The sequence below is a fragment of the Viridibacillus sp. KH_047 genome, assembly GCF_057838945.1.
This window is the reverse complement of sequence record NZ_CM174479.1, coordinates 1,997,555-2,011,439: the sequence shown is the minus strand read 5'-3', so window position 1 is coordinate 2,011,439 and position 13,885 is coordinate 1,997,555. Positions and strand designations below refer to the sequence as shown.

Below are 13,885 nucleotides of genomic sequence, written 5' to 3'. Positions count from 1 at the left end.
AAATTATGGGTCAAGACGTTGATATCTTACATTTCTTTCCAAAAGATAATATTCTACTAAAGATTCTGTTATTTTCCCATCTAGATTTTTAATCGCCAACATCGAATTATCCTGAATGATTCCTGTATCTACGAAACCAAATGAAGCGTATAATGTTTTAGCTATGACATTACTTGTTCGATAAAAGAGGGCTACATATTCTGCTTCTCCATCTGGCGTAGTTTCAATATCCATCAACATTTTTTCAAAAGCAAGTTTGCCATATCCTTTCCCCTGGTAACTCTTTTCAATCATAATATGCCAAATAAAATAGCTCTTCTTCCCGTAAAAAACTTCATTTTCAAATGATTCATGATCCAACGTATCATAAATATACATCAAAAAGCCAACCGCAACTTCATCGGCATAAATGGCAAGGGGAGTCGCTGGTATACCGTCTGCGTTCAACATATGAGCGTCTGCAAAGCTTCTGAGGTTAGTAGTTTCTAAAAAGTCTTCCTGGTTTTCTTCAACTTCAAGTGCTATTACTTCATCTATGTTATCCCCGGTTATCTTTCGTAATTCAATCATTTTTTTATCTCCTCTCCTAAGACAAGCCACTTCCACACATGGCCTAAAACATTCCAAATATCATTTCCATAATTCTCAAAATAGGGTACACAAAATATTCACCAATGCTAACTCTTTTTCCCCTGTGATTTCTAATCCTTGTTCCGCAAAATGGCCCGTTTGTTGAATTGTCATAATCCATCTTGTCAATGCAATTGTATCAATCCTTTTTACAAATTATCGGACTTTATAACAAATGATCAATCTTTATTTTAAATCTACAACTTTTGGGTAATTTGCTTAGTATCTTCATTAAATTCACTCCATTTATACCTTAATTTAAGAAAAATGTATAACTACCTAAATAATACCATTTTTACATTTTAAATGTATACCCTTCTTCAACTAACCTGCCTCGTTAGTTGAATAAAAAAGAGTAGCCTAAACAGCTCTACAATCTTCTACTAAAGCACCCGTTACTTGAATAACGAATCATCACTTCACTTTTTTTACGAAATTTAAAATCCGCCTTATAACCCCAATCACCAGAATGAGAACCCCATTAGCTAATGTTATAAGTCCTAAAAATGCTCCACCATAGCCTGCACCTTCCCCTATTCCTCCAGAACTCCAATCATAAAAATGAAGAAGTAAAGCACCACTTGAAAAACCAATCACTGGAGCAAGTACCATCATAATGATACCTGATACCATAAGATTTAATTTTCCTTTTAAAAACAATTTAGAGAAGACAACATTAAGTGATATTAAAATTAAGATATACAATACCAAAATTAAAAATTCCACAATATCCCTCCTTAGTTTTATTTTACCAAAAATACCCATTATCCTTGTTGAACTATTCTGCCCCGTTAGTTCAAGAAAGAAAAAAAGAGCTGCATATGCAACTCAATGATCTTCAAGTAAAGCACCCTATAGTTGAACAAGATAAAGTGTGTTATTCATTATTTGGTTTTATCACCGGTTTCCCATTATTATCTAATAGTGGGGTAATTCCCCCTGCATATCCGCTCCAACTAAATAAATATTGAATTCCTGTTTCTCTATCTACTATTATTCTGTTTCCATTAGCCACGCCATTTTCTGAAAGGATTTCTTCAAATCTCTTCTTTGAGCCTTTATTCTTCTCTGAGTCTTTATTAAACATTTTTTCGCCCCCTATATTACTGAAATTTCAAATAACCCCTCTTTATACTACGATCTTAGCAGGTAATTATTACAAAAGTAGTAAAAAGGCAACGATTTTCTTGGCAACAGCACATTGTATTAACCTGCCCCGTTAGTAAAAAAATACATACAAAATAATAATTACTATTTCAATAAATTCTTGTACAAAGACAAAAAAGTCTAAACTAAAATTTCCTTTTTGGTTTCCACTGACTTACCGATATACATGTGGGTTATAAAAGTATACTTAGCGCAATAAGAAATTCTAACATGCTATTGTTCTATGAGTAGATATTGTTCTATGAATAAAACCGCACTAATTCGGCTAGGTGTATACCATAAATAAGACCGTCTATGACTGCATCTGATTAATGCCATTAGAATTTACCACTTCCGCCATCTCTTGTTCCAGTATTTGACAAAAAATACCGAGATTTTCCAACCACTTCCCGAAAGTCGTTAATAATTTTATATGTGGAAGCAGCCAAACAAGAATAGAAACTTGAAGATGACGATACACCGTCGTCATCCTCGGAAATTGGTGGATTAAATATTTCGTTCCTCACACTCGAAAGGTTCTTCGCACGAGAAAACTTCATGAAAAAATCCCTTATACGGGATATCTTCTTCGAGGCATTTTATGCTATATGACAACTCCTCATCGCACTTCAGCTCTTCACCGTTGTTCCGCATAACCTCGACTGCATCTATAATATTTTCCATGAGGATAATTTGGATAAATAAGGACAAATTATTCAACATCGAATTTTCGATTTTGGTCTCAGATGTATATCCCTCGAGTACTGTTTTGAAATAATCATCCATAAAGTCTTTTCGTTTAACGGCATCTGGTTCGAATTGTATCCAGCCCAATCCGAGCATCCAGACATTCGCCAAGTCATACATATACCAACAGAAACAAGAGTTATCGAAATCAAATACAGTGATTTGTCCGGTATCAAAGTCAATCATATAATTACCATCATTGTAATCGAAATGTACCATACCGAAAGACTCAGAGTTCTTGTCCAATCCTTCTAAGGTTTTAAGAAGCTCTACCATCTTCTCCTTAAGCAATGGTAACGTACCCGGTATCAGATTATCGATATACTCGACATTGTATTTATCAAAGAAACTATACCGGCGATGAACAGGAGCATAGCCTTTCGACAATTGGTGCAGCTTCCCGAGAACTTTACCGCAGTTATAATAGTATTCCGTAATAGGAACTCCTTCGCGATACTGATAATGATTTTCTACAAGCATTTTTCCCCTAGCCTTTTCGAACAGGCAGACAAAAAAGGTGCGATTATTATGAGTGATCTCTTCCAGTAGATTCCCCTTCCGGGAGCTGATCACATTCGAGACACTACCGCCATGCTCGAATAAATATTGGATATATTCAACTTCGCCCAACAAATCCTCTCGGCTCCTGTCATTTAAATAGGCGATTCTGAGTATTTTTGCACTAGCGCCCTCTTTCTCACAGTTATAAACGACATTCCGTCCTCCGGCATGAGCATTAATTAGACCTGTTTCATAGTCTTCCAACTCGTACAACTCTGATACTAGTGGACTTAAATAAGCTTCGTATATTTCAGCAACTTCATTATGATTCATAATATCTCCTCCAACTGACTTCATTTTCACCCAAGGCGGGTGTTTGTCTATATTGCTATATTTCAAGACTCATGTTTAAGAAACTTAACTTATAAACTTACCTTCAGTAATTTCATTTAACCTTTTAACCAATAATTGCTCGGGTACTTTTTTAGTTTACATTACAGATACGGCCATATTAATCGCCTGAATTACTTGACTTTCCGTAGCAGCAGCTGCTTTTTACTATTAAAACTTCTTTGTCCTCATTAATACAAATTGTTGCGGAACCAAACCATTCTTTCATCTTATCCCTCCAACTTCTTGTTCAACAAACCTTCTTGTTAGTTCAATATAAAAGTGCCTGTCCCAGCCGAAAGTAAAGCACCCTTAGAACGCCTTCACTTTTGTTCAAAAGTTTAAATGCTTTAACTTATTCAACACCTTTCCAAAAAAACCTTGTTATTCCACTAAACTACCCCTTTAGTTGAATAAAAGTGGACATTACTTTTTCTAACATGAGTCCATTAGTAGTTTGTCTTGTAAGGTGCCATTTGTTACTCTGATAATTTCTCACTTCTTCAAGTTTGGCAAAATATAAAATGATCATCATGATTCCATACGTGCAGATGATCAGCACGGTATCCACGAAGCCACAATACTCCATTTATTCGTCTAAGATAAAAGCCCTTCGGAAAATCATCGTCTTCAGTTAGTATCTCCGATGCTATTGTGATTGAGCCTGATGGAGCTTGATGCTGTAAAGAATTCCCCGAATAACCTTCAGGCTGATCCAAATACCCCAGTCTTAGGTGAGCTCCTAGCTCAAGCGGACACAATTCCAAACCAAGATTGCTCGCTCTTTTAAAAATCTGAGTCGTATTAGCTCCATTAGGAAAGCCAAGATCGCTAACGGTTAATTCAACGGTCTGCAGGCTGTACTTTGTATCAGAAGTCGTAAATTTATCATCAGCTATCAGCCTCTCCCCATACTCATTTATCAAAATAGAGTGTTGTTGCAATTTCTGAATAAGCTGCGATTTCGTAAGTCCACCAACTTCTACTGATCTGGATACAATTGGACAATTGAGATATATTTTCTCATTTCCGATACGCATTCGTAGTCACTCCTAACAATTTTGGATATAAAAGCTGTAAAACCGATATAATGGACTGTTTTTAATATACTACAATTTCCCATAAGTTCCTTCTTCAACTTACCTGCCTCGTTAGTTCAATAAGAAAAAAAGAGCTGCATATGCAACTCAATGATCTTCAAGTAAAGCACCCGTTTGTTTAAGTACATTTCTTTACAAGCTTTACATTGATTTTAACATAAATATCCAATAAAAAAATCACCTCTAAGAAAAACTCAAGAGGTGATTTTTTTTAATCTTTTTATAAAGTTATTGTAGCTTAGTAATACAGTTTGATTAAATTACAGTTGCACACACTGTGGATTAACAAGTAAAATAATCATAAAAATCACAGAGAAATTATTATTCTTTGTGGTTTTTAAGTTTATTTTTATCTTCTATTAGTCTTCCATAGCCAGTCCTACTTTTTCCAAGTTCCAAGAGATAGATTTAATCGGTTGGTCGCTAAATGCTTTGTGCCAATTGTCAATCATAGCTTCCATCATGATTACACTCGAGGTCACGTCAGTTGACGATTTGATGTAAATATCAATTTTACCGCTTGTCTTACCGAACGTTTTTACAACTACATCGACCGCTTTAGAATTTTGGGCAGTATAAGCGTCTATTCTTTTTAATACCTCTTCTTTTCTTTTACTTATATCTTCCTCACTGTATATACCATTCTTTATCAGTTCATCTCTAGCATCTTCATAATACTTAAGTGCGGAACTTACGTAATCTCGTTGTTTTACACTTAATTTACTGTATACGTCATCATCGTTTACTATATCGTTTAGGTATTCACCGTATTTGTTCAATTTTGTATAGTTCTCTAATTCATCCATACTCGTAATAGACTTTATAGCACTCTCGTATCTATATGATAGGTTTCTACCAGATCTATACATATAATCAATATAATGTAACTCGGCAGGAGTAAATTTCTTTACGACATTACTACGTTTAGCGTCTCCACCAAACAGTTCACTATGCATGAAATTCAATTCTTTTATATAAAAGGTAGTTCGTGAAGTTGCTGTATTCATCCCTTTTATGGATGAACCGGACGAATGTATCATTGATCTTGCAATGTTCAAATGTCGATCTACTTTTGTTCTATTAATTTTTTTCTTCTTTAGTTCCTTCTCAATTATCTTGAATTCATCAGTTACTCGTTTTGTCGGGTATTTCTTATTTTGATCTGCGAATGATTGGTTTCTACTAATAGAACCTACATTATTTACTCTATATAAATATTTCGATTTTTCAAAGCTGTCATACGGTGTAAGTTCGGTGTAATACTTTTCTCCCCTGTTTATATCTACCTTTGGTATTTTACTGAATACTTTTTTATGCAGAGGTTTCAAATCCTTTTGCATACCATAAAATATTTGATATTGAACCTCATTTTCTTTTATACGTTTCTTATATAGATCGATTTTTTTGTTAACAGACGAAATATACGCTTTTTGACTTACTACCTTATTGCTAATAGTACTAGCTGCTTGAACTGTAGATGTAGGACTTTCTACAACTACACTCGATAACAGTATTCCCGTACTTAATACTCCTAACAAAACGCTTTTACTAAATTTCCCCATTGTATCATCTCCTTCTTAATATAAATCAGCTCTCGTTCCGCATTAGTGGTTTTTGGTTGTTTTTATCTCCTCTTTATTCTTCCATATCCATTCCTACTTTTTTCAATAGCGATGACATAGTTTGAATAGGTTCTGTACTCGTTACCTTGTTCCAATGATCGTAAGTATCATTAGCCAGTTGTATGTTAAACGCCATGTCGGTAGCAGCTTTGTTGTATATATCAATCTTACCGCTCTTCTTACCGTTCGTATTTTTTACCTCTTCAGAGGCTTTTGAGTATGCCTCGTAGTATTCTTCGGTTCTTTTTAGCATATCTTCTTTTCTTTTACTTATATCATCTTCACTGTATATACCATTATTCATCAATCCAGTTCTCGTATGTCTATAACAATCAAGTGCGGCAGTTACATTCTCCCTCTGTTTGACAGTTAATTTACTATATACACTTGTATCATATACAAGCCCTTTAAGGTATTTCCCGTATTGATTTAATTTTGTATAGTTCTCTAATTCCTCCGTACGATTTTCAATGGAATTCCTTGTTTCCAAATAGCGAGTATTCAGGGAAGTTAATTCCACACGTTTACTTTCAATAAGCTTAATATAATCTAATTCAGTAGGAGTGAACTTCTTTACTACATTACTTCTTACATCATTTCCACCGTTCATTTCACTGTATAAGAAATTCAGTTCTTTTGTGTCATATTCAACTTTCAATACTAAGTTATACCTATAATTTTCGAATGCACTGCCTGAAAACGATTTTATATGGTTTAGAAGACTATCTACCTTTTTTCTATCTACTTTCTTCTTTTTTAACTCTGACTCTACTTTTTTGATTGCATCAAGTGTCTTTTTAGATGGATATTTAGACCTGTCTTCGTCTATATCGTGAATTTTATCTATATCACCTAATTTAGATATATACTTTGATCGTTCGTAACTTATATAATCTGGAACTAAATAATAATATCTATCTTCAATGTAGTAGTCTTCTAGGGAATATTTAGAATCACCTATTATAGGAGTTGAATTCTTATCCAAAAAATCATACTTTTTATATATAGCGGTACTTTCAGCTAACCTCTTCTTATATACACTTAATTTTTTCTTAGCAGACGAAACATACGCTTTTTGACTTACTACCTTACTATTATTGATAGTACTAGCTGCTTGAACAGTAGATTCATTACCTACTGCAACTGTACTGGACAATAGTAATCCCGTACTTAACATACCTAACATTACACTTTTACTCAATTTTCCCATTTAATCATCTCCTAGTATTTAATATATACAGCAGCTCTTATTATTAAGAGTTAATTCATATAGTTAGATTGTGTTCCTCACAACCGTCTTCTGTTCTTTTCATATACTTATATCGGAATATTCTTCCTTTTTATAATAATACCTAAATATCGGAATAGATGATACATACTTCCTCGGTCATCTACTTTAATAGAATCACTTACTTCGTTGTACTAAGTTCTTTATATGTATCGGATAGGATTATTTGCTCTCGGATTTTTCCGTTTATCGTATAGTTCACTTTGAGTTTACGATTACTGTCTTTGGTTACTTTGCCTAATGTCATTCCTATTACGATTTTCCCCTTACCTTTGATTTTAAGTCCTTCTATATCTTTTAAATCTCCTATATTGTCAAGCGTATATGTTCCTTCCGACTTTTGAGAATCGGCACCATAAAATTGATAAGAAATGCCATCGTCTTCGAATAATACAGGTTTTCCATCTTCTTTAATTAGCTCCAAGGAATTAATGACCGCTGGTTTTTTACCTGTCCACTCAATAGCACTAACCATATAATATGTTTCATCCTCTTTTAATGATTCGGTATACATATTTGTAGTTAGGAATTCACCACTACTGGACTTACTACAAGCGGTTAATAATAAGAGAAATAAGATCAATAATGTTGCTTTTCTTTTCATAAAACAAATCCTCCTTTAACTATTGACAACAAATCCCATTATTATGTAACCAATAGTTATCCAGAGTAATAAGTCCACCTTTTATACCTCCTTTTTTTGTGAATTACTTTCACTCTAATTTTCTTCTTCAACTAACCTGCCCTGTTAGTTCAATAAAGAAAAAAGAGCTGCATATGCAACTTAATGACCTTCAAGTAAATCACCCCGTTAGTTGAAGAAGAAAAGTGAAGCTTATTCAACAATCGCGCTCGTTTGCTGAAAAGGCATTAATGAAATCTAAACCAAGCAAACCATTGCCCCTGTTTGTTTTTAGTAACAAAAATTTGTCTATGTGATGCATCATATGCCGGTAAATATTGTGGAAATAGTACTTCTACAAACCAAGAATTATTAGCTATTTCTTCTCCGCAATATTTTTTAGCCATTGCATAATAATCTTCTAGATGTGGTGACTTTGGAAGATGTGCTATGGTTTCTACTTTCCAACCTTTGTAATTTTGATTTTTATAAACCTCAGAAATAATCGTGTTCAATGCATTTATAAGACCTTTATCTGAACTCACAGGCTCCAAATTTTGCGTGTTAGGACATTTCCCATTGTTAATTAAAAATGGTACTTCCTCATCTGTTTCAGCAAATGATAATTGGGGATATATCAAGATCCCTAATATACACATGTAAATAATAACTCGTAAATGATTCATCTTATTACCTCCTGTACAGTTATCATTCATAAGACCATATGTATATTATTTACCTCTTTTTAAAATGTATAGCTGGACTCTAAAAAAACTTGTTAGCTGCATAAAAAAGGATTTTTTATGCTACTCCTAAATCGATATAATGGCCCGTTTGTTGAATACAAATTAAACAAAACTCTTCAACTAATCTGCCCCTTTAGTTGAACAAGAAAAAAAGAGCTGTATGAACAGCTCAATAATCTTTTGCTAATACTCCCCGATAGCTTAATAAAAAACCTCTCAAGATTATTTTAAATTACTTCGAATTTTAACGAGAACATAATTTTCAGTCCACATTTGAGTAGTAGCAATTAATCTTTCTCCATCTTTTTCAAAGAACAAACCACTACCATCTTTCTGTTTAAATTCCCATCCATTTGATACAACCATTTGTTTTATATTTTCATCAGCAATCGAAATGCCTTTGTTCTCACTACTTGTGATATACCAAATAGAATCGCCTTCTACTGCAATACCAGCTATTTTACTATCCGATTCCTTCAGTTTATCAATCGCTTCTTTTGCAGATATATCATCTATCGGAAGAGAAGGATAATATAATTTATTTATAAATACGAATACTGCAATAATGGCTATAAATAAACCTAAAATAATTCCAACTTTTTTCAATTAATTACCTCCTTTCTAATAAATACGATTATCATTTATTAGAAGTTCCTAAGCATTCAAACTAACCTACCTTTGGATTTGCTTATTGAACTATTCTGCCCCTTTAGTTAAATAAGTTCAACAAAACCGTTAGTTGAACAAAAAATGAAATTTTTATTATGCTAAACAACTATGAGAAATAAAAACACATTCAGGTTAGAATAGCCATCGCTAAAACGGGTATCAATATAAAAAGGAGATGAATGGATGAAAGAACGAATATTCAAGTGGTTGTTGGTTACGGGGTTTTTATTTTGTTTGCATATAACAGATATCATGACTGTTTATGCGAATGAGGGACCCTTGGCAGATGTATCGAGGCAATGGTTGAAAGCGGACTTACGAGATGATCCGGAAGAAGATTTACCTGACCTTAAAGGAGGATCTGAAAATTCCGGGCGGGATCCTCTGCAGCCTGTTGACCTAAGAATTTTACAACAACGGTATCCAGAAATATTTTTCTTACAAGGTCCTACTGATCAAAAACGAGTTGCTTTAACTTTTGATGATGGTCCTGATCCACGTTTTTCAAATGATGTATTAGATGTATTAAAACAGTACAATGTACCAGCAACATTCTTCGTGTTAGGTTCAAAAGCCGTTGCTAACCCTGAAATTGTCAAGCGAATGCAAAACGAGGGTCATGTAATCGGAAACCATACCTACGCCCATCCTAACCTTGTCAAAGAATCCGACCTCGGAACCCTAGAGAGGGAAGTAACTAGAACGGAAGATGCTCTTAACGACATTATTGGTTACCGGACAAAATTATTTAGACCACCATATGGCTTCTTATACAATGAATTAGTCGAGAAGCTTAGGGAAATGAACTATTACGTGATTGCCTGGTCGGTTGATTCGTTGGATTGGCAGGAAGACCCGCCGGAAGTTATTGCTTCGAATGTAGTAGACAACATTCATCCAGGCGCGATTATTCTCATGCACGATGGGGCAGAATCGGGTGGAGATCGAACGAATACGATCGAATCACTTCACCAAATTATCCCAAAACTGCAAGAGCAAGGCTATGAATTTGTCACAGTTCCAGAATTGTTGAATATTCCATTTAAGAAATAGAATGTATCTCTTACATTTACCTTTAATATTTTTACTTGAAGGCTTTTTTTGTATTACTATATGGGGTACCACCAACATGTTTACAAAAAGCACATCTATTGCATTAAAAAAGACAAAGAAGACATATTCCCCGCGCTAAAGGGAATATGTATTTTTTTTTAAGACACTCAAACTCTCATTAATTAATAACCATATTTTCTTCCCCATATCACTACCCCAATCACTGATTACTGACACTCTATATAGTCGCTATTATTATTTTTCTTGTTCTACTAACCTGCCCCGTTAGTTCAATAAAGAAAAAAGAGCTGCATTTGCAACTCAACGTTCTTCAAGTAAAGCACCCCGTTAGTTGAACAAGAAAAGTGAAGCTTATTCAACAATCGCGCCCGTTTGCGGTATAACTTCTATCCCATTTTTAAATCATTCAGCATCGTTACCTTTATCATATAAATCTTTTATGGGTATTACATCGGTTTTATCTTTATATTGTATAGTTACCTTATCTTCATCCGTTAGTTTCTTCTTCTTCCCATTGTACAGTAATAATGTGTTTTCATCTGCAAATGTGAAAGAAATGCCACTCCCATCTTTTAGGAGTTTTGCTGAGGTAGAGAAATCGTTCCTTTTTTCATACACAAATATAGTATCTGTATATCCCTCATCTGTTTTTGCATCTGTTAAAATTATATAATGATTGTCCTTTTTTGCTTTGAATAAGAGCGTAGCCATCGTGCCCTGACTCTGAATGTTTGTTTCAACATTACTGGAACTTGCTTGCCACATATTTACAAACACAAAGTAATAAGCAGTTATCAGAACAAGAAACATTGCTAGTAGTGATGATACGATAACTAAGATCTTTTTTCTATTTTTGGAGCGTACCTTTTTGAAATAATCAATGTTCCTTTTATCTTTTCTTCTCTCATTTTCATCTTCTGAAAATAAATCTCCCTTCATTTCGTTTAAATAATTTCGGCATTCTTCACATTGATCCATATGTTTTTCTATCTGTTCGTTTGTTTCTTCACTTGTTAATTTATCAATATAAGCAGGAGCCAAATCCTTAAATACACTATGTTTCATAACCCTACTCACCCTTTCTGATTTCAAGTTTTGCTCTATAAAAAGTCACTCTTGCCCAGTTTTCTGTCCTTTCAAAAATTGAACCAATTTCTTTGAACGATAAGTCACCCAACAATCTTAAATAAAGTATTTCTCGTTTATCCTCACTGAGTTGATGAGCCTTTTTAAAAAACATAACTTTATCCTCGTTTTTTATATACTCATCTTCCAAGTCGTAAAATGTTGTGCTTTCACTTTTTAGTGAGTCCTTCAATTGTTGGTTTTTATTTTTATGGTTTAATTCTTGCAGCCATACGTTTTTAGCAATTGCACAGAGCCACGTGGAAAACTTGGCTTTACCATTATCGTGAAAGTTATTAATGGATTTAATCGCTTGATAAAATGTTTCTTGAGTTAGCTCCTCTGCTAAATCAAGGTTGTTTGTCAAAGTTAACAAGTATTTAAAAATAAAATCCCCATAATCTTGGTATATATTGTCCTTATCCACTGCCACCCTCCCTTTTCCGTCTGGCCATTTACCTATGTATCACAAAATTATTGATTTCGTTACAACATTTTTTAATAAAAAAACTGCATTTTTATAGTTGAAAAAAAGAGCTGTCTAAACAGCTCAATAATCTTTTGCTAATGCACCTGCTAGTTCAAGAATGTGAACTTTCTTTTGAAGTTTCCAATGAATTGATTACTGACTCCCATGCCGATGAAGATGGATTGATAACCATAAAATGTTCCACTTCTGGAAGTACTATCAAACGAACTTTATCACCCTGTTCAATAGCCCTACGATGATAGTTAACACTCAAATCAACCGGAACATGGCGGTCTAATTCACCATGAATTAAAATTTGCTCGATATTCAAAGGCAATAGTTCTATCGGTGAAGCTAAACTATAACGTTCAGATACTTCTTGAGGTGAGCCGCCAATAAAAGAAGCTACGTGACTATTCATTCCTTTTTCATCATGTATTTCCCACATCTTCCTCAGATCCGAAACCCCTGCCAAACTTATTATACTTTGTATAGGTACAAGTAGAGTATTACCCATTTCGTCCGCTTGATCTTTGTTAACTCGAGAGGCTAACCAGAGAGCCAAGTGTCCTCCTGCTGAATGCCCTAGGATAACAACTCGAGAGAGATCGAGCTGAAAGCGTTCCTCAAGCTGTGTGAGATGATTTACAGCATCTATAACATCAATAAATGTTCCTGTCCAACCTCCACCATCTTCTCCGACTCGACGGTACTCTATATTCCAAGTAGCATAACCACGACTATTCAAATCTTCATTAAGAAGGGTATTTTCTTCAAGGTCGTACTTCGATTGCCAAAAACCACCATGAATCGTTATAACTACTGGACTAAGTCCAGGCAACTCTGGCATACGCAATACACCGAATTGGGATGGATGATCTCCATATTGTATATGAAAAGCTTCTGTCAATATAAAAACCCCTTTCACTATAATAAGTGACTATATTCTTCTAAACCATGCTAATTTAATTCAACAAGGAGAATCACATCTCCTTCTTGTTAAAATAACTTCTCCCTTAGTTGAATATGAAAAAAAAAAGAGCTATCTGAACAGCTCTTAGATCTTCTACTAAAGCACCCGTTCGTTGAAGAAGAAAAGTGAAGCTTATTCAACAATCGCGCCCTTTTCTGGAATAATAGCTAATGATTTACTAATATTCATCACGCTTTATTTTTGTATGCAACTTGAACGATTTGTTGTTCACCATTCTTCTCAAAAAACTTATAAGTTTCCATCCCGATTTTTTCCGCAACTTTTTGTGATGGAATATTTTTTAAGGTCGTATATGAAAATATTTCGGAATAGCCCAGAACATTAAATGCATATTCCTTACAAGCAGACGCTGCTTCTGTGGCATATCCCTTATTCCAATACTCTTTAATAATGTGAAACCCAATTTCAGGTAACCTTACACCATCGATGTTCTGCATTGTTATTCCACAATCACCGATAAATGTATCCCCTTCTTTTAAAACAACTGCCCATAGTCCGTGATTAAATTGCTTATAATTTTTCTCATTCCATTTGATCCAATTTTTAACCTCTTCTTGGTTAAAGGGATGAGGGTAATATTGCATAGACTCTGGGTCGGAAAGCACTTTCGATAATTCGTTATGATCGTCCATTTTTAACTCTCTAAGGTATAATCGTTCCGTCTCGATTATCTTCAAAATGCCCACCCTTTGCTTTTAATTTTTTTTGCCGCAAAATGGCCTATTGCTGAAAAAGGCACAATTCATCTTCAAGAATTGAGCC

General features: G+C 34.3%; 15 protein-coding genes. 1 reads left to right on the top strand and 14 read right to left on the bottom strand.

Features of this window, described 5'->3' with window-relative positions; genetic code table 11:
• Positions 1 to 3: 3 nt before the first annotated feature.
• The 10 genes from AC3IS5_RS10055 to AC3IS5_RS10010 form a co-directional block, all read right to left on the bottom strand.
• Positions 4 to 570, bottom strand: coding sequence for a GNAT family N-acetyltransferase (locus tag AC3IS5_RS10055; RefSeq protein ID WP_489427681.1), 567 nt, complete (start codon positions 568 to 570; stop codon positions 4 to 6).
• A gap of 474 nt (positions 571 to 1,044) precedes the next feature.
• On the bottom strand, positions 1,045 to 1,356 hold the full coding sequence (locus AC3IS5_RS10050) for an inner-membrane translocator (protein ID WP_489427680.1): 312 nt from the start codon (positions 1,354 to 1,356) through the stop codon (positions 1,045 to 1,047).
• A gap of 151 nt (positions 1,357 to 1,507) precedes the next feature.
• A complete protein-coding gene (locus AC3IS5_RS10045; protein WP_489427679.1) occupies positions 1,508 to 1,717 on the bottom strand; it encodes a DUF6440 family protein in 210 nt (69 codons plus the stop codon).
• Between the two features lie 566 nt (positions 1,718 to 2,283).
• Positions 2,284 to 3,357: a phosphotransferase enzyme family protein gene (locus AC3IS5_RS10040; RefSeq protein WP_489427678.1), complete on the bottom strand. Its 1,074-nt coding sequence runs from the start codon at positions 3,355 to 3,357 to the stop codon at positions 2,284 to 2,286.
• A 560-nt stretch (positions 3,358 to 3,917) separates the two neighbouring features.
• A complete protein-coding gene (locus tag AC3IS5_RS10035; protein WP_489427677.1) occupies positions 3,918 to 4,454 on the bottom strand; it encodes a helicase in 537 nt (178 codons plus the stop codon).
• A gap of 419 nt (positions 4,455 to 4,873) precedes the next feature.
• Positions 4,874 to 6,076, bottom strand: coding sequence for a hypothetical protein (locus AC3IS5_RS10030; protein ID WP_489427676.1), 1,203 nt, complete (start codon positions 6,074 to 6,076; stop codon positions 4,874 to 4,876).
• 73 nt (positions 6,077 to 6,149) lie between these two features.
• Positions 6,150 to 7,346, bottom strand: a complete 1,197-nt coding sequence (locus AC3IS5_RS10025) for a hypothetical protein (RefSeq protein WP_489427675.1) — start codon at positions 7,344 to 7,346, stop codon at positions 6,150 to 6,152.
• A gap of 199 nt (positions 7,347 to 7,545) precedes the next feature.
• Positions 7,546 to 8,028 carry a hypothetical protein gene (locus tag AC3IS5_RS10020; RefSeq protein ID WP_489427674.1) on the bottom strand — a complete coding sequence of 161 codons (483 nt, stop codon included), beginning with the start codon at positions 8,026 to 8,028 and terminating at the stop codon, positions 7,546 to 7,548.
• Positions 8,029 to 8,294: 266 nt separating this feature from the next.
• On the bottom strand, positions 8,295 to 8,732 hold the full coding sequence (locus AC3IS5_RS10015) for a hypothetical protein (RefSeq protein ID WP_489427673.1): 438 nt from the start codon (positions 8,730 to 8,732) through the stop codon (positions 8,295 to 8,297).
• A gap of 282 nt (positions 8,733 to 9,014) precedes the next feature.
• A complete protein-coding gene (locus tag AC3IS5_RS10010) occupies positions 9,015 to 9,398 on the bottom strand; it encodes a hypothetical protein (RefSeq protein WP_489427672.1) in 384 nt (127 codons plus the stop codon).
• 246 nt (positions 9,399 to 9,644) lie between these two features.
• On the opposite strand from AC3IS5_RS10010, the gene AC3IS5_RS10005 reads away from it, so the two are divergent.
• Positions 9,645 to 10,514 carry a polysaccharide deacetylase family protein gene (locus AC3IS5_RS10005; RefSeq protein WP_489427671.1) on the top strand — a complete coding sequence of 290 codons (870 nt, stop codon included), beginning with the start codon at positions 9,645 to 9,647 and terminating at the stop codon, positions 10,512 to 10,514.
• Between the two features lie 423 nt (positions 10,515 to 10,937).
• Here AC3IS5_RS10005 and AC3IS5_RS10000 read toward each other — a convergent pair whose 3' ends face one another.
• The 4 genes from AC3IS5_RS10000 to AC3IS5_RS09985 all read right to left on the bottom strand — a co-directional run bounded on the left by AC3IS5_RS10000 (position 10,938) and on the right by AC3IS5_RS09985 (position 13,800).
• The gene (locus tag AC3IS5_RS10000) at positions 10,938 to 11,600 is read right to left on the bottom strand and encodes a zf-HC2 domain-containing protein (RefSeq protein ID WP_489427670.1); all 663 of its coding nucleotides are present in this window, start codon (positions 11,598 to 11,600) and stop codon (positions 10,938 to 10,940) included.
• Between the two features lie 4 nt (positions 11,601 to 11,604).
• Positions 11,605 to 12,087, bottom strand: a complete 483-nt coding sequence (locus AC3IS5_RS09995) for an RNA polymerase sigma factor (protein WP_034290651.1) — start codon at positions 12,085 to 12,087, stop codon at positions 11,605 to 11,607.
• Between the two features lie 154 nt (positions 12,088 to 12,241).
• Complete coding sequence (locus tag AC3IS5_RS09990) at positions 12,242 to 13,039, bottom strand: alpha/beta hydrolase family protein (protein WP_489427669.1); 798 nt, start codon at positions 13,037 to 13,039, stop codon at positions 12,242 to 12,244.
• 251 nt (positions 13,040 to 13,290) lie between these two features.
• Positions 13,291 to 13,800, bottom strand: coding sequence for a GNAT family N-acetyltransferase (locus tag AC3IS5_RS09985; protein ID WP_489427668.1), 510 nt, complete (start codon positions 13,798 to 13,800; stop codon positions 13,291 to 13,293).
• Between the last annotated feature and the right edge of the window lie 85 nt (positions 13,801 to 13,885).